This window comes from Candidatus Paceibacterota bacterium, from assembly GCA_041666915.1.
Classification (GTDB): Bacteria; Patescibacteriota; Minisyncoccia; order Phycocordibacterales; family PALSA-1337; genus C7867-002.
The window spans coordinates 183177-202514 of the sequence record JBAYFZ010000001.1; the positions used below are offsets into that span (position 1 = coordinate 183177).

The window sequence follows — 19338 nt, forward strand, 5'->3', positions numbered from 1 at the left end:
CAAATGCGTTTTTTCTTAACTCTTACCTCCTAACTCTTAACTCTCTTCTGCGCTCTCCGGCTTCTCTATCATCGCTACCTCTATACCTGGAGCCACTTCTGTAATGCGTAGGATGTCTTTGTCTACCTTTTTGAGTTCCTTACCAGCAGTATTGTAATGATTGACCACCGTAGAAAGCGAAACTCCCAATTTACCATGATATTCTTCATATTTCTTTAAGTGTGTACCGAGATCCGAGACCCTCTTGATGATATCTTTTGCAGTTTCTTCTATTTGTAGTGCCTTCAAGCCTTGTAGAACTGTTTGTAAATACGCCAAGAATGAAGTTGGAGAAACGATAATAACTTTGTACTTATTGGCTGCTCTCTGAATCAAGTTATCGGTCTCTTCGGTTACGGCCCCGATTTTGTTGACCAAAAGATCATAGTAAATAGCTTCGTGAGGTATAAACATGAAGGCAAAATCCATCGTCCCTTCGGTTGGTCGGACATATTTGGCAGTCTCTTGGATACGGATTTTCAAATCACCAACAAAAGCCTTTTCTAGTTTATCTCTCTCGGCTGGATTTTTTTCCTCAGCCAATTTATTGTAATTTTCCAAAGAAAATTTGGAGTCTATCGGTATAACTTTATCTTTAACGAAAACAGCCGCATCTACGATCTCTCCATTCTTGAAAGCATATTGCATCTGATATTGTCCTGGCGCCAAAACATTTTTGAGTAATGTTTCTAAATAATATTCACCGAGGATTCCACGATGCTTGGGATTTTTCAAAATATCTTGCAGATTTTGTAATTGATCAGCGAAAGAGACGACCTGTCTGTTGGTCTCATCGAGCTTGGTCAAGCCTTGGGTAACTTCTTTGATCAATTTTGAAGATTCAGAAAGTTGAGCACGCATTGATTCCTGCATGTTTCTGGATGATTCATGGATCTTGGTATCTACGGCTTTGGTAAGTCCATCAACCTTATTATCTACGGTCCTAGAAAGGTCACCGACACGTCGGTCTACGATACGTCCGAGTTCATTTACTTGTTCCAAGATGAGATTCAATCCTTGCCCGTCTTCCTTTACCGGTTCTTCGTTCTTACGTCTCATAATGGCAAAAATCATGACAATGTTGGCTACGACGGCAATGACGACTAAAATGATGAGGGTGGTTTGCATGGGGGTATTATAACAGAAAATTTCTAATTTTTAATTACTAATTTCTAAGAAAATCCAATGATGTATTTTATTCTGGATATGATAATATTTCCACAATATGTTTAAGCCCACAACAGACAGGATAAAAGAGCTCGCGGCCGCTTACCCGGAAAAGATTCAAGGCCTTGAAAAGATCTTCGATAAGAAGACGAATATTTATATTGACTATGGCAATGTCCGTCCTTGGGCCAAAAAGCTCGGCTGGCATGTTGATCTCCGTCGTCTGATGCAATTAAATCCTTTGACACTATAAACGAAGTAAAGTTCTATCATGGCACCCTAAAGATAAATCCATATTCAAAAATGCTGATCGAGGATGCAAAGCATTTCGATTACATTGTGAGGACCAAACCAGTCAAAATACTGAAACTATCTATTGATGCTTCCAGTATTCCCGCGAATTCACCTGAATTGCTAAAAAATTTTATTCGCAAGCCTTTTCTGGCAAAACTCAAGGTTGAAACTATAGAAACACTGAACAATGAACTTCGATTACTGAATCAGCAAGGCATTCTAGAGATCGAGGATCTGAAGTCTAATTTTGATGTGGAAATTGGACGCGACCTGCTTCGCGATTTTGAAAATAATAATGTCGAGACTTTTATATTATGGAGTGGAGATAGTGATTTTGAAGACCCGATCAGTCAGCTACTTACAGATAAAAAGCATGTGATGTTATTTGCGACTTCTGGTAAAGTAGCCAGTGAACTTAGTGATCTTTGCGCCAAAGGCCTTAAGATTTATGATGTAAAGAAGATCAAGGAATTCATCTGCTACAAAAAAGAGATGAAGCTTTTATAATGCAAAGGGGACCTCTTGCGAGGCCCCCAAGCTCTGGAAAATTGACTGTTAAGGTCATCTAGATACTAGCAGATTTGAGGAAATTGTAAAGACCCCTTGTGCATAACATCATATACAAAGGAAAACGCCACACAGGTTGGCGTTTTCTAATGATTAGATACAGTATAGACGATTGAAGTTAGAAATCAATATCTAGGTGTTGATAACATATATACAGAAAAGACCCATATTTTATGGGCCTTTTTGTTACGGATCATAGAGATTTTATTACTTTTTCCTGAGAAATAATATCAGTATAGATTGTATCCACTTCACTAGGTTTTATGGAGAAATTACTACTATTAATTTTAGCGATGTCATTTTTGATGCTTTCAAGTTCTCTTGATAGCGCATCACCAGTAAGGACATATCGAGAAATTCCGATCCAATATGGTATAAAGGCGTTGATAGTAGACGCATCGTGAGTTGATGTTGATACTTTGCTAAATGATGTTCTTATAGCATTAAGTTGATGTGTAAAAATATTTTTTATATCATCTGATACTTTCGTTCCTTCACTCAACAATACGGAATCGTTATGTGAAGTGATTTTGAATACACGAGGAATGAATGAATACGTTGAGCTGTTATGCGATTGTCCGTACTTCCACCCGTATCTTCCATCATAAAATGTAAGGAATAATTCACTATTATTAACCCAAAAATCTTTGGCTTGTAATCCTCCTCCATACCAGTCTGTATCAATTGTTCCAATATCAAATAATTTATCCTCTTGAATAAATAAAATATGGGAATCGCCCGTATACTGGTTTCCTTTGGGGGCATAGTCCTGAATGATCAAAAGTATATCGTCACCATATTCTATACTTGAGAGGTGACCGCAACGAAAATCTTCCTTACTCAAAGAGAATAATGACCTGGTTGAATTAGTAATCGATATTCTACAGATGTCCGTGTCATTACCAACATTGTAGTCACCCGTATCTATTAATTCTAGAGAAAAATCTTTTATTTTATAAGCTCTATCTGTTTTGATATGCACCAAAAATTTATCTTGATCATCACCAACCTCTTTAGTCTGAACATCGTCTTTGGTACGAATAATTCGACTTTCGCCAGTACCAAATTCGGCACACCCACCAATTTCTCCTGGCTGTAATTTGTAACGACTGTCGTACACATCAAAAAATGATCCACAAAATCTTACATTTTGATTATTCTTAGATAATATTTTCATAGCTGAATCGTGAATATCTTTCAAAGATTCCAGTTCATATCCAAAATCAAAAAACTTTTCCGGCCATAATAGTTTACTATCTTCCTTTTGGTATATCTTTACTATATAGATGCTGGCAAAAATCAGGCCTACTAGAATGACGATGGCTGCTGTTTTAAAAAGAATATTTCTCATATAAATAAAGCGACCGCCTGAATAATGAAACCGACGATGACAAGATATATTCCCCTTTTACCGTTTGTCCTTTCATCACGCCTTCTCCGTATGAAATCGCCTCGATACCGATTTATTTTCTCTACATCCGTGAGTGCACCAGACAAAGTTTTCCTAGAAGTCGCTGATGTAAAATGAGTAGTTGATGGCTCTATCGGAATTTCCGATATGTCCTCTATTTCCTTATCGGAAATAAAAAGATATTTTACGAGAATAATTGAACCCAGAACATTCAATACAAGACCTAACAGATTAATAAGATCTTTCTCCATTAAACTACTTTTTTATGAGAACAAACCTATCGTGTTCATCCATCCAAGGAAGACTGCCGAGAGTGATATCCTTATTTAGAGCAGTCCAGCAAGGTATATGTTGAGTGTAAATATCTCCTTTTCTACTTTTTCCATATATTACTGAGCCGAAAAACGCGTATGTGACAAAGCCATCCTTAACAGCAGTTTTATCACCACTCTGTATACGATTAAATATTCCACCTACTTTCTCCTTAAACCAATTCGATTCAGATTCTTGAAGATATTTTAGGTATTCAATTCCGGGGATATAATGGGTGGTCCCGTAGTTTTCAACAACGAATTTTGCAACGTCAGCAACCGTAACCGCATTTTTTGCTATTCCAGATTTCTCACCGCTACCTGAAAAATATTTTGGCAGTCTCTCAATAACAACCCTATCTGGTGATATATCTTCCCAATGCAAGGTTATAGTGTCAGGATTGATAGTAAAATTACCGAATTTAGATGCCTTATCGGGTTTTGCATTCCATTCGTTTATATTCGCCAAAGTATCCCATGACTGTTCTTCTGGGCGAACCAAAAAAGGTTTAACTTCGGCCTTCTGCATTGACTGGTCATCAATGTGTAACTTTTTTACGAGATACTCAACAACAAAAGGGTGAAGTTCTCTTTCTATTTTTTCCAAATTGATTTTTTCAGTCATAAATTTATTTTTTTGACATACGCTAATTTTAGGTAACTTGATGCTTTTTGACCTAAGAAATGCCAGAAAATCCAAAAGATTATTGCTCCACCGATCAAAGACCCTACTCCGCTTCCGATATTGCCCGAATATCCAATTTCTGTAAGTCCATCCAATATAGGCTGCAGTGCAATAAAAACAAATGCACAAATAAGAGCTTTGTCTTTTAGTTTTATAAAGAAATATATTGTGACTATGCCTAGCAATGCAAGAATAAAGCTCGAAACCATTTCGAGAGTAATTACAGAGAAAAGAACCTTTCGAATTTCATCTGATGTCATCACAGAATACATATTTTTAAGACCCCAAAAATTATCGATCTTTATATATGAAGCGATAACAATTACTACAAAAAGAAACATGCCGGATATACCATAACTTTCTTTGAAGCGTTTGAAAATATTCTTTTTATTAGACTCTTCCATATTTTTATTTAATAAAATAGTTGATATCCTTGTTGTATAGCTGAGCAAACTTTTTGACCTCCATAATATCCAAACGATATTCTCCTGACTCGACGCGAGAGATGTAAGACTGCGGGCGCCTCATCTTCTTTGCTACATCTATCTGTCGTAGCCCTGCGTCCAATCGAGCCTTTTTCATCCGCTCAATAAAGATCGCGTACTCCTTTGTCCGTATTGTCTTATCCATATATACTATAGCGTATATACAGAAAGTCAATATCTAAAGTTTAGATATGGTGGATAACGAAAATAATCTTAGAACTAACTCCCCCAGAACCAGGATATGATTTTCATCCAGAAGGAATCAGGCTTTGATGCATGATCGTAATGTAGACTTCGAGCTTCCCTATCACTAATCCTAACTGCCTCAATATCACTCTTTGTCCATTTAGTCGCCCACATTATCTCGTTCGATCGTACCCAATAATGCGACTGACATGCAAAATTCCAGTTACCAATCGATGGATACAGTGTTGCTTTTCCTTTCTGGATATTAAGACTCCATCCACTGGGCTTCAGAGGTGTCACAACCTTATTTCCACACCCACAACAACATAAGTGACTGCACGTTTGGTATTTATTTGAAATATAAAGAATGCCTTCCTTCAAGTCAGTTGGGATAAATTCAACAAAATTTGGTTGGATAATTTTAGTCGGTTTCATCTGTGTCATTTAACAACATATTTCCTCCTATCGTGTATGTACTAAAGTTTTCTTTCTTCGTGTCAAAATAGAAGCCACGCATTTTTTTCCATTTAATAACTGCTTGAATTGCATTAAGGGCATTGAGATCCGCTACTTGGATATTTTTATCGTACTCATTTGCTCCTTGGTCAGTTGGTACAAACGAGATATGTGACCGCGCATTTTCACGATTACTGGATGTGCTGGATGTTGTCCTTAATATTCCACCCAGTTTTTCGTCTTTGGCATAAATACCAATTCCCGTGTCAATGAACGAAATATCCTTCTGTTCCAAGTACTCGACTATGGTTTTCTTTGCGGGACCTGCATCCATACAAAGAAATACATGCGACATGCCATCTAACTGATCGATATTCGTAGTATCAATCGGCACTGGGTGAGCGATGATTCCTTTATGCATACGAGAATAAATCTCTTTAAGATAGTCTACTTTAAACATTTGCCTATGGAGATCGTCTATCGAAGCTGCCCCAGGCGCTCGAAAAGCGTTGTGTGATGAGAATTTATCACCATCGAATAAATGAATTTCTTTGACTGGTGTTTTAGCGATAAAATCAAGAACATATGAACCGGTACCACCCAGCCCTACTATCGCCAGCTTTTCTACTGCGAGTTTTTGAGTAATCATATTTATATCTACCCGAGCAGACGCAGTATCAATATATTGAAAAGGTGAATTGTCGTCTTCGGGCACCACCACCTGATACGTCTTCGAAGTCGCTGATTGATCAATGACTGAGGCGTGACCCTCTATTATTGCCGCATATGTTTTTATCTTTTCATAGTAGTTTTCATAGTGGCCGCGAGGAGGCTTACTAGAAAAAGAGTGCCGCGTAGTTATACTCTCGCTTATTCGAACAAGGTCACTGTTATGTTTAATACCCGCAATAAGCTGGCCATCACTCGAGCACGGATGATCCCCAACAAATTTGATTGTATGATCGCCTGGACGATTGGTAATGTCCCCATTCAAGTCTAAACTGGTCACCAAAATACCGTCACGACAAACCTGACGCTTGTCGTTTACATATGGAATATCCCTGACGATAAGATGTCCAGCATGGATATCTACATTAAAACCTGCGTCACGGAGTTTCCGAAGATCGTCATTAAGATCGATTAGTCTGTGTGACATCGAATACGGTACCGTGCTTTTTAACGGTCACTGATCCGCCCGCGGCAAGCGTACCCTGATGTGGTTTACTGTGTGCCTTCTCGAAGGTGATTGAGAAGATTGTGTCTGGAGTTGTCGGATGTCCAGGAAAAGCAATCTCAACGACTTGTTCAAAAGTCACGACATCAGTTGACAACACATGTTCTGTGCCGTTCACTATGATGGTATAATCTTTTTCATGAGCCATAGTTTTGTATTTATCTAGCTTTGTTATTATTAATGTTTAAGCCAGATATTACCTGAATATTACACCTATTTATGGCCACTCGTCTACTTATGTTGTATCGCTAAAAAAGTTATCCACAGTTGTGCGACAATGTGACTTGCAAGTTTCTATTATACGAAATCAAACAGTTTTAGTTAATAGTTATTAAGTATCTTTGAACGCGTTCGATTGTGATTAAAACTTTGCTTCGCCGGTTGGCGAATTGCACTTTTCATTGTAAACTGTCTTTATCATGACCCTACACCAAAACATCAAAGAGCAAATAAAAGAAGCTATGCGCGCCAAGGACACTGTTCGTCTAGACACTCTCCGAGGTTTGAATGCATTATTTTTGAATGAAATGCTGGCCCAAAAGATCACTACAGAATTTTTGCCAGATGAAAAAGTTTTAGCTCTCATCAAGAGGAGTGTAAAACAACGTCAAGATTCAATCCGACAATTCGAAATCGGTAAACGTGCAGATTTGGCTGATAAAGAAAAGGCTGAACTTGTGATCTTGGAATCATTCTTGCCAGCTGGTGCTACTAAAGAAGAAATAATGGTTGTTGCCAGTAAAGTCATTGAAAACCTCAAGAAACAAGGTTCTTTTGATGCAAAAGCTATCGGAAAGATCACTGGTCAAGTTATGAAGGAATTGGGTGGCAGAGCAGATGGTAATGATGTTAAGATTGTACTAGAGGGTTTGGTAAAATAAGTACTACTATTGACTTTGTCACCGATTTAGCGTATACTGTTATAGTAGTTTTGTACACAACAACTAACCGAAACGGAATCGTTATGAATCATGCAATAACGCGTACCCAAAGGGATTTTTTGATGGATCTTTTTAATAACATCAGGAAATCGGTCGGAGTAGCTCGTACTGCTCATCCTATGTTGAGTAAATCGCACCCAACGCCAAGGAAGAAGGAGCAACCTAAGTGGCGTGGATTGCCACCAAGTGATCAAGAATAAAGTGATCGAGCAAGTTTCAATCAGAAATACCCCACTTTTGTACGGGGTATTTTTTTTGTATGTTTTCGGCTAGGTCGGACACGGTCGAATACTATGCCTTTGCGAAAGGTTCTAATTCAACAATAAATGTTGCACCCTTCCCTTCTCCAGGAGATTCGGCACGGATGGTACCGTGATGAGCTTCTATCATTTGTTTTGCCACATAAAGTCCCAAGCCAGTACCACGGATGTTTGTCTTACTTGCATTCTCGGCTCTAGAAAACTTCTGGAACAATCTAGGTAATGTTTCTGGTGCGATGCCCACGCCAGTATCTTTGACCGCGAAGATGAATAGGTGGCGAGACTTGTCATAAGAAAGTTTGGCGTCAATAGAACCGGAAGGTGTGTATTTGAGTGAGTTATCAATAATGTTGGCAACAACCTGTTTGAGTTTGTCCCTATCTGCTGTAGTCCTGTAATCTATGCCATGATTTTCGGCTGTGAACGTGAGTTTGACGCCAGTCTTATCAATGTTTGGTTTGAGTTCAGCCACCACGTCTTCTATCATCGTCTTTAGATCTATCGTTTCAAATGCGTACTTCATTGCCCCGAGCTCAATACGGCTGAGGTTCAAATAGTCATTAACAATGTTCACCAATGTATTCGTGGAATCAAATATTCTCGTAACACCGTTTCTAACCTCTGTAGAAATCTCACCCATATCGCCCTCCAGTATGAGAGATGAATAACCCTTCATTGCCGTAAGTGGTCCCCGCAACTGATGTGTTGCAAAGGAAACGAATTCGGATTTCTGACGGTCCAATTCCGTCAGACGCGTGTTGGCTTTTTCAAGGTCGGTTGCGAGAAGTTCGATTTTTTCGCGGTGTTTGACTTCTTGTCGGACGCTTCTTATAAGTAACGAACCGACTATAATAGTAAGAATTAATAGACCTATGTTTAATAGACGATCTTGATCTGTCTCTGCAAGTAGTACTCGTACTAAGATAAATATCCACAGACATGCAGTAAACATTTCTGTGGTAATGACCTTGGCGTTTAGTAGATTATGTTTATAAACTGCGTATAAAAGTACCCAAGCAACAATAAATGCCATGAGAGGACCAATCCAAATATGGGTATAATCATAAGGTGGAGAGATAAGGTCAAAGTACATGGCTATAAGATAAGGAAGTATTGTACCCAGAAAGATAAATTTTAATTGAATTTTTACCGTATGATCATTACTTTTATTAAATGATTTAAATAAATTTGAATAAGCAACAACGAGAGATGCAATAAAATATATAACATATATAGTATAACCAAAAGTATTAACGGTGGCTGATTTAATGCCACTTTCTAAAAAGTAAACCGATTGCAATATAAAGTGGGGACTGATCAGTATTCCAAGTGTAATTAACGAAAAAGGTAAATATATGTAGAAACGTTGGGCAATCGTTAGGGTGATTTTTTTAGGGAATGTGTATGAGAAATTTAAGAAGAAAAATGGAATTGCTGCTGCTGTAATGTAGTAAAAACGTGTGTAATAAAGAGCGTATTCTAGGTTATCGGTTAGTCTGAACATCAAAAGCCCAAAAGCCCAGAGACTGATTGATAGTATAAATAAAGAAAAGACTTTATTTGAGGCATTATCTTCACCCCTAATAATGAACAAGCTTAGACCTGCGGTAATTAGAGAAACAAGTGTAAGAGATATACTAATTATGTCCATATTTACTTATTTTTTGCTACTGATACTACGTGAATTTCTAAAGGCTCGTAATATAACTGGATTTCTCTTTCGTTAAAGCCAGCCTCTAAAAGAAGTCCTCCTAATTCTTCTGCAGAACGATAAATCATTTTCCAACCAATCACATCGGTTAGAAATTTCTCTTCCTGATTATGACTAATATTTGCTGTTATAAATATTCCTGAACCATTTAGAACATTTTTTATATTCCTAAATACAGAAACAGCCTTTTCATCAATAAAATAATCTAGTAATCCAACCATTTCGACAATATCGAACTTGTTATCTTGTACAGATCTAAGAAATGTTTCCGCTGTGCCATTAATCCACGTAAGATTGCAATTACTGTTACTTGTTAGATTATGTTCCTCAGAGAGTCTCTTGCTGTATTCTAGAGCCTCAGGATTTTTATCAAGAAAAATTATTGAGATTTTTTTATCCATACTATTGGTTTCTACTATAGATTCTATAACGGCCCTTGCAGAGCCAGAAGCAATACTTAAAATTGAAATTGGTGTATCTTTTTGTTTAAGGGTCATTAGTGTATTTCTTAGTTCTCTTTTAACAAGCTGCAGTCTATTACGCACAGCTTTTGAATTATTAGTACCGAACCAAAGTTTATGCATAACTTTTTGTGGCCAACTTTTTGAATGCTTCTTGTGTCCTTTTTTGTATAACAATTCAAGAGCCTTGTGGGTGGTTGCATTATCTACAACCTCATCAACAGATTTGTGACTCTTTCTAATTAACGTATTTGACTTTGGTGGCAATATGTTTAAAACTGGGATACATATGCTATTGAAAAATCTACGCAAATAACCATTTGTCTCGTACGTCAAATCATTATCATGATCAACGATAATATTCATATGAGTATATGATATCATAGTGCTAATTATATGGAAATTAATATTTATACAACACTTGTTTGGTTTTCAGCAATTTTGATTGGAAGTCTTGATTTGGTTATCTTTCTAGGAAGTAGCAACCCGTCTTCTCGTGCTTTTACTCATAGTATCTTTTGGGTAACAATATGGATTACGTGTGTAGGTCTTTTTGTTGCAACGTCTAAAGACTACCAAAGTGCAATATTTTTTTCTAGAATGACATATTTTCTAGGAAGTACCATTGCGGCTTCATTTTTATACTTCTTCCTAAGTTATCCTGAAGATAGAAAAATTAGTAACTGGATAAAATGGTCGATTTTAACTGTTCAGATTATTTTTGCATATCTATTTTTGTTTACAGACACCATAGTATCTAAGTTATTTCCAATTAGTGGTAATAATTTTTTGGGGTGGGGATTTGGTCCTTTATCACCTCTATTTGAGATTTTCTTTTTTGGATTTTTTGGAACTGGTATTGTGATTTTATATTACAAATTTAAGAAATGTACAGATTTAAATACAAAAGCAAATCTAAAATACATGCTTTGGGTTATTGTTGTCGGTGCAACGCCACCAAGTTTGATGTGTATTATTTTACCAAGATTCGGATACTACGATCTTAATTGGCTAGGGCCTGTAACAGAATTGATTTGGATACCAATATTTTCGTATTCCATCATCAAATACCGCCAGATGAACGTAAAGGCCGTAACGGCTGAAATTTTGGCTATTGCGATGACGGTTATTCTTTTCATTAACATCTTTCTCAATATAACTTCTGACTTATGGCTCAGCGTCATCACTTTTATCGCGTTTATCACCCTCGCCTTCTACCTCATCAAAAGTATTCTCCTTGAAACACGTCAGGCTGAATTGCTCAAAGACCTCAACGAAAACCTTGAGGCCAAAGTCGCCGAACAAACCCAAGAAATCCGCAAATCTTACGACATGGAAAAGCATGCTCGAAGGGAGTTGGAAAAGCTCAATGAGACAAAGGATCAGTTTATTATGATCACCCAACATCATTTGCGGGCACCAGTGACGGGTATCAAGTGCCAATTGGAGTCAATACTATCGGGTGAACATGGTGATATTGATTCGAAGTTGCGCGGTTCCATCGCAGATGCAAATGCTGGAGCGGTACGATTGACCAAAATAGTGAACGACTTTCTCGCCATAACAGCCATCAAGCCGGGTGGAAATATTTTGAATCTGGCATCGGCTAGTTTGAAACCTATGATTGTGGACATTCTCGCGGAACTGTATATAGATATTGAACAAAAGAAATTGATTGTGAATTATCCAGAAGATGAAAAGAGTTGGCCAATACTCATGGTTGATGCATCCAAGATGCGTGATGCCCTGCTCATCATCATAGAGAATGCAGTACGTTACAACATTCTCGGTGGGCGAATAGAGATGAAGACGAGTATTTCTGGTGACTCTTTTGAACTTTCTGTGACCGATACTGGCGTGGGTATCAATCCTCTAGACAGAGAAAAGATTTTCGGTAACCTCTTCCATCGCAGTGAAGTGGCTCGCAAAGCCAATCCTATGGGCATGGGCGTTGGATTATCGGTTGCGAGAGCTATTGTCCGAGCTCATCATGGTGAACTTGAACTGGTATCAGAGGGTGAAGGGAGAGGAACGAAGGTGGTGGTGAGGGTGAGGGGTGGAGGGTTTTAAAAAGATTGGGTAGATGCCTTTGTAGTTCGTGTTTAATCGAGTTTTTTTCTCAATTCGTCCAGAACTCTACCGTACTTTACTCTCCATTCAGGAACTTTTTTCTTAATTTCTTCGAGCTTTGCAACGTATTCGGTGGACAGATTGATACCGTACGAATCACATAGAGAAAGTAAACTGAAAAGAACGTCCGCGCATTCTTTTCCAAGTTCAACTTTCTTTGCTTGACCATACATCTCAATTTCAGTCACTTCCTTGGCCACCTCCCCAACTTCTTCGAAGAGACCTAGAGTATTTCCCAAGCGTGGATGTTCGATACCACTCAACAACTCGCTCTGTTCTTGTTGTATTTCAGATAATGTTTTCATAATTTTCTTTTATTCTACCACACGCTTGTGTTTCCAGTTATAAAAACAGCCCTATTCCGATAGGACTGTGTGGCACGACGGTTGTATATTTCCACTTTCATTTGAAAAGATACAATCCGCACAATACCAGAGAAGCAAAAACAAGTAGTATCACGGTAATCTGTTTTCCTGAATAGGTCGCAGACGGAACGATGATACCCATCTTGCGAGCTCCTTGTCTTTTGTACTCGTCAATCTCATTGGGGTGTGTAAACATAATAACACCTCCTTTCCTAATAAATATACAATAGTAATTCTCCTAACGCAAGAGAAAATGGTAATATTTCATTATTTCCTCCTCAACAACAATATTCCTCCACCCTCTACTTTTTACTTGGCTTCTTGTCGGAATTGAAATCTACTTATTAAGTAAAAACCGATTTATCTTGAAGAGATATTACTTATACCCGCTAATTTACCTATGCTTTTTATGATTTTATCCAAGCTTGCAAGTAATGATTCCTCGGTTGAATCAATAGTCAAATCAGGATTTAGTGGTACTTCGTATGGCATATCCTTTCCAATTTTTCCACCTTTTAGGTTAAGGTGTATAACAGAAAAAACAAAATCGAACGCATAAAAATTCCGCACGAAGGTACTCTGGCAGATCTACTTTCTCGTTAACGCGTGTTACTAACCTGTTAAATAACCTTAACGAAAAACCTTTTTCCTTTCTGGACGATATCGTCTTTTTTAAGCACCTTCTTTGGATCGTCCATGACGGCTTCATTAATCTTGACTCCCTTATGCTCAATGAGACGTCGAGCCTCAGATTTACTTGGAGAAAGTCCGGACTCGACCATAACAGTGATGACATCGTAACTACTAGGCTTTATTTCGGGCACGACATCGGGGATCTCTTTTTTACTAAACGTATTTACGAAAAATTCTTGGGCCTGCTTGGCCATATTCTCTGAATTGTACATCCTTACTAATTCATAAGCCAGTCTCATTTTTATATCACGTGGATTTGATTTAGCTTTCAATGCATCAGAATAAGTATTGATGACTTCCGTAGGGACTCGAGTAGCGAAAGTAAAGTACCTGATGATAAATTCATCTTTCAGAGACATGATTTTTCCAAACATATCATTTGGCGTATCTAACAGATTAACCGTATTACCCCAACTCGAACTCATCTTTCTTCCATCAAGACCCTCTAACAATGGATTAGTTATCACATCTTGTGGTTCTTGACCGTATTCACGTTGTAGATCACGACCAGCAAGTAGATTAAATCTTTGATCTGTACCACCTATCTCAACATCTGCTTTAACCTTAACCGAATCATATCCTTGCATAAGAGGATAAAGTAATTCTCGTAATGAAACCCTTTTACCGTCATCCAATCTTCTGCGAATATTCTCACGCATGATAAAAGAATTCAACGAAAAGACTCCTGCCTGTCTTCCGATCTCCTGATAAGTAAGCTTATCAAGCCACTCACTATTGTGATATATCTCTGCCTTTTCCACATCAATTATTTTTGCCGCTTGTTCTATATAGGTTTGGAGATTATTTTGGACTATTTCCTTAGACAGCATTGGTCGTTCGCTTTCCTTGTCGGAAGTATCTCCGATAATACCAGTAGAATCACCTATAATGAATACCACTGTATGTCCAAGCTCCTGAAAATCTTTGAGCTTGAGAAGTGGGATGGATCGCCCAATATGAATATTAGGGCTTGTAGGATCAATACCTAATTTTACACGTAATTTCTTACCGCTTAGGAGTTTTTTCTCCAAAATATCTTTATCGATCACTTCTTCAACCCCGCGTGTAAGTATATCGGATATTTTTTCCTTATTACTTTCGATATTTATCATATTAATATATTACCATTTATTTAATAAAATGGAACAGTGTCACTTTGTATTGAAGTACTGATCCAAGAGATCCTTCAATACATTTGGTAAGATACGAATCCTGTTTATCGAATCCATAAATGATATCCTAACCATTGTCCTACCTAATTTCTTGTCCTTAAAGAAATTTTCTAGTGGTGTCATGAGAACTGTATAATATTGGTTACCGTATTTTGATTTGCCAGATTTTGCACAGAAATTTATAAAATCAATAGCATTAAAATTTGGATCTATATTTTTAAAATCTAAGACAAGATACAAAGCCGCATCAGGTTTGGATATAATTATGCTAGGAATTTTCTTCTTAAGGTCACAGGAGACAAAGCTAATGATAGATTGGTAGTACTCCCTCTGTTTATCAAACCAACATTTGATATCTTTCTTATTTTCTTTAGCTAAAGCTGAAAATATGTATTGACCAATTACATTTGGGCACACATTCGCTGTACTTTCTGCAACAGACTTCTCGTAAAAAGTTTCGTTGTCAGTTACGATCGCGCCAATCCTCAAACCACAAGCATTCCAAACCTTAGAAGCTGACTCCAATGAAATTCGTCTTCCTTGAATGCCTGGGATGGTTTCATCGGACAATCTCCAAATGCTTGGGGCTTTTGATTTCGAGTAATGCAATTCACGATAGGTTTCATCACTCACTAGCCACATGTTATATCTAACACAAAGCCTCGCTAAAGCTTCTAGTTGATTTTGAGTAATGAGTTGTCCTGTAGGATTATCGTATGGAATAATTATCATCGCGTTCGGTTTTTTCTTTAATATGAATTGCTCGATCTTTTTTATAGACGGAAATTCGAATATCCCATCTGACTGGATTATACGAACCATGGATATAGTTCTACGATTTAACCTTCTCGCCATGTATTCAAATGAAGTGTATGCAGGATCAAATAATAAAATCGGTCCAATATTTTTTTCTGTGTTTCCAGAAATACCCAATAAGCAAAATTCTATTGCTTGACTTGCGCCATCTGTAATCTGAATATAGAGATTATCTATCGGTAAGTCGCTCGCATTGAATATCTTTAAAAAAGCTTTTTGTGTCTCAACGTAGCCTGCCGATGAAGAATACTTGACTATTCCTTTATTGAATGGACTCTGAGGACCAGCTAATCTTCTCATCCTCTTAATTAGCGCTGGATACATCGCACGATTGATGTTTCCGAGCGCCATATCTATTGGCACCACAATATCTTTACGTTCTTTTAATTTCTCGTAGACAGATCTAATCACGGAAACTTTTCTAGTCTGATAATAGTTTGATAAATTAGGTTTTTTAATCATAAAAAACATTATCTTGGCTGATGCTCATGAATACTAATTGTGTCAGATTCATTACTGTGTAAGTATGACTGCTCAAATTCTGTTTTCATCTTTAGAAGACCGTCCAATATCCTATCGCATAGGCTTTCATCCAAAAATAATGACATTGGAAATAATCTTAAGGCGGATAGATCAGATCCTATAGTTCGTTTTCGATAATTGGACAAGAAACCAATCAATGGATAATTCTGTTTTTCCTTAGATAATTTATAAAAGGCATACTTATAAAATTTTTCGCAGTAACAATTGTAATCATCTCTTATTGATTGATCATGAGACAATAATTCGTAGAAGTCACTACCTTGACCCTTATAATGAGGCTTAACCATTATACATGGACCAGCTGAAAAATCGTTGATAATCTGAAAATCATTTGAATATTTTACTGATATTTGTCTTTTCAAATATTCAGACACTTCCATAATATATGCCAAGTATTCTCTAAATCCATTAATTCCTAACTGATTAAGTGTTACCCATGCCGACAATATTCCTGTACCAGATCTAGAATTTTCGATTGAATATGTATAGACTTGATTATCGCCATATGATTGATTAAATTTATCTTGATTACCAAGACTCTTCTTTGTAATAAAAAAACTTGAAGAATAAGGACAAAAACCCATTTTATGCAGGTCCACACCAAAAGAATCGACTAGATTGACATTCATTATTTTTTTATTTACCAACATTAGCTTATTAAGAGCTGATGCACTAATCAAAAGCTCGTTTTTTTCAAAATCGTAATTCTTATAGAACAACCATGCCCACCCGATAACACTATCAAGGTGAATATGTGGCACATATTGTAAATTATGTTTAAGACATATTTTTTTGACGATTTCGATAACCATAGGAATGTTATCAACATTAAGATCCAAAGTGCCTCCACCAGCCAAAATAATACAAGCGATTTTCTTACCATCAACGATACATTTACCTAACACATGTTCAAAATCATCCAGACGCATGTTCTCATTCTCATCACAAGATACCCTAATACATGACTTTCTACCGAGACCAAGTAAATCGCAAACACTTTCAATGGTGTAATGGCAAGCCTTCGATGTTATAACAACATAATCATCTTTAGCGCCGTCATCTTTTGTGTGTTTGTCTATATTTTCCAATCCCTGTTTTATCGCGTATATCATAGTCGCCTTGCCACCAAAACAAGAAATGCCATCTGCGGTTTTATAATCAAACCCAGCTAAATCACAAAGATACTTGACTACATACCTTTCAAATAAAACCATATTCCCAGAATTAATATCCCATAAAATATTCGGATTATAAAGGTTCGTCACCGTTGATACAGCTATAGCATCCAATGATGTTGGAGGTGTAATATTAAAAAGAGTATTGGGATGATGAAATTTGATTACACCTTCAAAAGCTTTAGAAACAAGGCTGTAAATCATGTCGTCATCTAAACCGTTGAATGGTATCGATTCTTTTTCTAATTTTTCTCCGTATCTAAACATGGGATCAATCTTCATCCTAGGAGAAGCGACGTCATTTGAAGAATTCAAAATTATCTCATGCAACTTCTTTTGTTTTTCTGATATCAAATCAAAATTCTTCTCATCAGGCTCAAGAAAGTGTAAAGAAATGTTAGACAGTTTTATCATGATGATTTTGAATAGGCTAATAATTTTTTATAGATGATTCCCATAAGTTTAATCTTATTCTTACAATCAAGATCGTGTGGATCAATCGCCACCAATCTGATCACTTCTTTACCAAGGCTTGGTTTAAGTACCAATAGATCATCCTGGTAATGTTTAGATGAATTCATAGATAACTTACCGTTTAGTAAATAATGACATTTTGCTACCTCAGCCATGAATAAATTCACTTGATTCATCTCTTCAAATACACTTCTCCACCTACCGCGGATAGCCCACCATTCTGCTTCTTGTTTTAATCGATTTATGTAGTTATTTATAAACTCGCTCTGACGAGTATTCATAAAATTAAAACATCTCTCTCGCTGAGAAACAAAAAAATCATCTTTATCAAAAAATACAGACGAGTCTATAATTATATGTTGTACGGGACATTGTAATTCATTAAAACTACTGAAGTTCGAGGTGAATAAATCTACTTTTTCAGTTAATTCCTTGCTGGTATATACATGTATTCCAACTTCTCGGTCATGAAATCTCCAATAATTAAATATTCTATTCTTAAAATAATCAAAAAATTCTCTATGTGAAAGCTTTGTCTTAAATAATTTATTAAGTGTTTCTTTATCCGCTTCACGATTTACAATAAATGCTATATCCAAATCTGAATACTTATCATGTGTCCCCGCCACACGAGAACCGTGAAGCCAACACGAATTCACATACGATAAAGACTCCAGATTGGAGAGTATCCAGAGTAAGAATGGTCGATATTCATTTACGGGCAACTTAGATAATATACTTGTCTTCATGATTTATGATATTTAAATTTCTTCCTGATATAAACGCCCTGATATTATCGACTAATATTTTAGATATCTTGGTCTCAGACATCATTGTCTTAAAACCTATATGCGGTGTAAGAATGACATTATTAAAACTAAGTAAGGAATCATCTATTTTGATTGGTTCTCTTTCAAATACATCTAGTCCAGCCGCAAAAATCTTTTTGCTCTTAATATTACTTACCAAAGCTTCAGTATCTATAACCGCACCTCGACTTGTATTTACAAGCACTACCCCATCTTTCATCAGATTAAACTCTCTCCGAGCGATTAGATGCTTTGTATTTTGATTCAACGGCACATGCAATGAAATGTAATCTGATTTACTGAGCAACTGTTCCAACTCATCTCTATTACTCTTACTATCAATTGAAATAATATTCATATCAAATCCACTACGCGCTATTTCAGAGACTCTTTTACCTATCCTTCCGTATCCTATAATTCCAAGCGTTTTACCCTTCAATTCTAGTCCCCTGTAAAGATGTGGATCCCAAATACCAGCACGTAATTCAGATACAGCCTTATAATATAATCTTGATGATGCAATCAATAGACCGATAACGTGTTCAGCAACCGCCTGTGTACAATAATCAGGTATATTTGCCACCACAATTCCATTTTTATCTGCAGCATCTATATCAATAAAATCAAAACCAGACCCGAATACACAAATTAATTTTGTTTTATTGAGTTTTCCGATGATAGAATCGTCTAGTCTATATTTATTGACAATAATAACTTCCGCATTAGATATGCGGTGTAAAACCTCCTCATCCGAAACTGGGTCTGAATTATATTCAACAAACGAATCACAAAATGAAGTCAATATATTTTTGTCATCTTGTAGAATCTTAGCATTATCAATGGATACAATTTTTGATATCTTCATATTATTTAAAATAGGCAATCAATAGCTTCCTTCTTTTTAGACCTTTCTTTATCAATTGATTCTCCTTCCACATTGTCCATCACCGTCA

23 protein-coding genes are annotated in these 19338 nt (G+C 36.8%); 5 read left to right on the top strand and 18 right to left on the bottom strand.

Annotation, left to right across the window (positions count from 1 at the left end; genetic code table 11):
- Window positions 1–36 precede the first annotated feature (36 nt).
- Window positions 37–1167: a DNA recombination protein RmuC gene (locus WCS89_01045; GenBank protein MFA6554073.1), complete on the bottom strand. Its 1131-nt coding sequence runs from the start codon at window positions 1165–1167 to the stop codon at window positions 37–39.
- A 97-nt stretch (window positions 1168–1264) separates the two neighbouring features.
- Here WCS89_01045 and WCS89_01050 point away from each other — a divergent pair, with 97 nt between their 5' ends.
- Both WCS89_01050 and WCS89_01055 read left to right on the top strand, forming a co-directional pair.
- On the top strand, window positions 1265–1459 hold the full coding sequence (locus WCS89_01050; GenBank protein ID MFA6554074.1) for a hypothetical protein: 195 nt from the start codon (window positions 1265–1267) through the stop codon (window positions 1457–1459).
- Window positions 1460–1545: 86 nt separating this feature from the next.
- Complete coding sequence (locus tag WCS89_01055) at window positions 1546–2007, top strand: NYN domain-containing protein (protein MFA6554075.1); 462 nt, start codon at window positions 1546–1548, stop codon at window positions 2005–2007.
- 253 nt (window positions 2008–2260) lie between these two features.
- On the opposite strand, the gene WCS89_01060 is transcribed toward WCS89_01055, so the two are convergent.
- The 7 genes from WCS89_01060 to WCS89_01090 all read right to left on the bottom strand — a co-directional run bounded on the left by WCS89_01060 (window position 2261) and on the right by WCS89_01090 (window position 6983).
- Window positions 2261–3418 carry a hypothetical protein gene (locus WCS89_01060; GenBank protein ID MFA6554076.1) on the bottom strand — a complete coding sequence of 386 codons (1158 nt, stop codon included), beginning with the start codon at window positions 3416–3418 and terminating at the stop codon, window positions 2261–2263.
- Complete coding sequence (locus tag WCS89_01065) at window positions 3415–3729, bottom strand: hypothetical protein (GenBank protein ID MFA6554077.1); 315 nt, start codon at window positions 3727–3729, stop codon at window positions 3415–3417. The genes WCS89_01060 and WCS89_01065 overlap by 4 nt, the downstream gene beginning before the upstream one ends.
- Window positions 3730–3733: 4 nt before the next feature.
- Window positions 3734–4414 (bottom strand): hypothetical protein, encoded by a 681-nt coding sequence (locus WCS89_01070; protein MFA6554078.1) that lies wholly within the window; start codon window positions 4412–4414, stop codon window positions 3734–3736.
- Window positions 4411–4878 (bottom strand): hypothetical protein, encoded by a 468-nt coding sequence (locus WCS89_01075; GenBank protein MFA6554079.1) that lies wholly within the window; start codon window positions 4876–4878, stop codon window positions 4411–4413. Before WCS89_01075 ends, WCS89_01070 begins: the two co-directional genes overlap by 4 nt.
- A gap of 4 nt (window positions 4879–4882) precedes the next feature.
- Window positions 4883–5104: a helix-turn-helix transcriptional regulator gene (locus tag WCS89_01080; GenBank protein ID MFA6554080.1), complete on the bottom strand. Its 222-nt coding sequence runs from the start codon at window positions 5102–5104 to the stop codon at window positions 4883–4885.
- 462 nt (window positions 5105–5566) lie between these two features.
- Window positions 5567–6757 carry a ThiF family adenylyltransferase gene (locus WCS89_01085; GenBank protein MFA6554081.1) on the bottom strand — a complete coding sequence of 397 codons (1191 nt, stop codon included), beginning with the start codon at window positions 6755–6757 and terminating at the stop codon, window positions 5567–5569.
- Window positions 6732–6983 (bottom strand): multiubiquitin domain-containing protein, encoded by a 252-nt coding sequence (locus WCS89_01090; GenBank protein ID MFA6554082.1) that lies wholly within the window; start codon window positions 6981–6983, stop codon window positions 6732–6734. Before WCS89_01090 ends, WCS89_01085 begins: the two co-directional genes overlap by 26 nt.
- 271 nt (window positions 6984–7254) lie before the next feature.
- On the opposite strand from WCS89_01090, the gene WCS89_01095 reads away from it, so the two are divergent.
- Both WCS89_01095 and WCS89_01100 read left to right on the top strand, forming a co-directional pair.
- On the top strand, window positions 7255–7716 hold the full coding sequence (locus WCS89_01095; protein MFA6554083.1) for a GatB/YqeY domain-containing protein: 462 nt from the start codon (window positions 7255–7257) through the stop codon (window positions 7714–7716).
- 83 nt (window positions 7717–7799) lie between these two features.
- Window positions 7800–7976, top strand: a complete 177-nt coding sequence (locus WCS89_01100; protein ID MFA6554084.1) for a hypothetical protein — start codon at window positions 7800–7802, stop codon at window positions 7974–7976.
- Between the two features lie 91 nt (window positions 7977–8067).
- On the opposite strand, the gene WCS89_01105 is transcribed toward WCS89_01100, so the two are convergent.
- Window positions 8068–9687, bottom strand: a complete 1620-nt coding sequence (locus tag WCS89_01105) for an ATP-binding protein (protein MFA6554085.1) — start codon at window positions 9685–9687, stop codon at window positions 8068–8070.
- A 2-nt stretch (window positions 9688–9689) separates the two neighbouring features.
- Window positions 9690–10574 (bottom strand): class I SAM-dependent methyltransferase family protein, encoded by an 885-nt coding sequence (locus WCS89_01110; GenBank protein ID MFA6554086.1) that lies wholly within the window; start codon window positions 10572–10574, stop codon window positions 9690–9692.
- Window positions 10575–10604: 30 nt separating this feature from the next.
- Here WCS89_01110 and WCS89_01115 point away from each other — a divergent pair, with 30 nt between their 5' ends.
- Window positions 10605–12278 carry an ATP-binding protein gene (locus WCS89_01115; GenBank protein MFA6554087.1) on the top strand — a complete coding sequence of 558 codons (1674 nt, stop codon included), beginning with the start codon at window positions 10605–10607 and terminating at the stop codon, window positions 12276–12278.
- Window positions 12279–12310: 32 nt separating this feature from the next.
- On the opposite strand, the gene WCS89_01120 is transcribed toward WCS89_01115, so the two are convergent.
- The 8 genes from WCS89_01120 to WCS89_01155 all read right to left on the bottom strand — a co-directional run bounded on the left by WCS89_01120 (window position 12311) and on the right by WCS89_01155 (window position 19250).
- The gene (locus tag WCS89_01120; protein MFA6554088.1) at window positions 12311–12643 is read right to left on the bottom strand and encodes a MazG nucleotide pyrophosphohydrolase domain-containing protein; all 333 of its coding nucleotides are present in this window, start codon (window positions 12641–12643) and stop codon (window positions 12311–12313) included.
- A 97-nt stretch (window positions 12644–12740) separates the two neighbouring features.
- On the bottom strand, window positions 12741–12899 hold the full coding sequence (locus WCS89_01125; GenBank protein MFA6554089.1) for a hypothetical protein: 159 nt from the start codon (window positions 12897–12899) through the stop codon (window positions 12741–12743).
- A gap of 164 nt (window positions 12900–13063) precedes the next feature.
- A complete protein-coding gene (locus WCS89_01130) occupies window positions 13064–13195 on the bottom strand; it encodes a hypothetical protein (protein MFA6554090.1) in 132 nt (43 codons plus the stop codon).
- A 128-nt stretch (window positions 13196–13323) separates the two neighbouring features.
- Window positions 13324–14508, bottom strand: coding sequence for a tyrosine--tRNA ligase (gene tyrS, locus WCS89_01135; GenBank protein MFA6554091.1), 1185 nt, complete (start codon window positions 14506–14508; stop codon window positions 13324–13326).
- A 39-nt stretch (window positions 14509–14547) separates the two neighbouring features.
- On the bottom strand, window positions 14548–15846 hold the full coding sequence (locus tag WCS89_01140) for an aminotransferase class I/II-fold pyridoxal phosphate-dependent enzyme (protein ID MFA6554092.1): 1299 nt from the start codon (window positions 15844–15846) through the stop codon (window positions 14548–14550).
- Window positions 15847–15854: 8 nt separating this feature from the next.
- Window positions 15855–17516, bottom strand: coding sequence for a pyridoxal-dependent decarboxylase (locus WCS89_01145; GenBank protein ID MFA6554093.1), 1662 nt, complete (start codon window positions 17514–17516; stop codon window positions 15855–15857).
- Window positions 17513–18325, bottom strand: a complete 813-nt coding sequence (locus WCS89_01150) for a nucleotidyltransferase domain-containing protein (GenBank protein ID MFA6554094.1) — start codon at window positions 18323–18325, stop codon at window positions 17513–17515. The genes WCS89_01145 and WCS89_01150 overlap by 4 nt, the downstream gene beginning before the upstream one ends.
- Window positions 18303–19250 carry an NAD(P)-dependent oxidoreductase gene (locus WCS89_01155; protein ID MFA6554095.1) on the bottom strand — a complete coding sequence of 316 codons (948 nt, stop codon included), beginning with the start codon at window positions 19248–19250 and terminating at the stop codon, window positions 18303–18305. The genes WCS89_01150 and WCS89_01155 overlap by 23 nt, the downstream gene beginning before the upstream one ends.
- Between the last annotated feature and the right edge of the window lie 88 nt (window positions 19251–19338).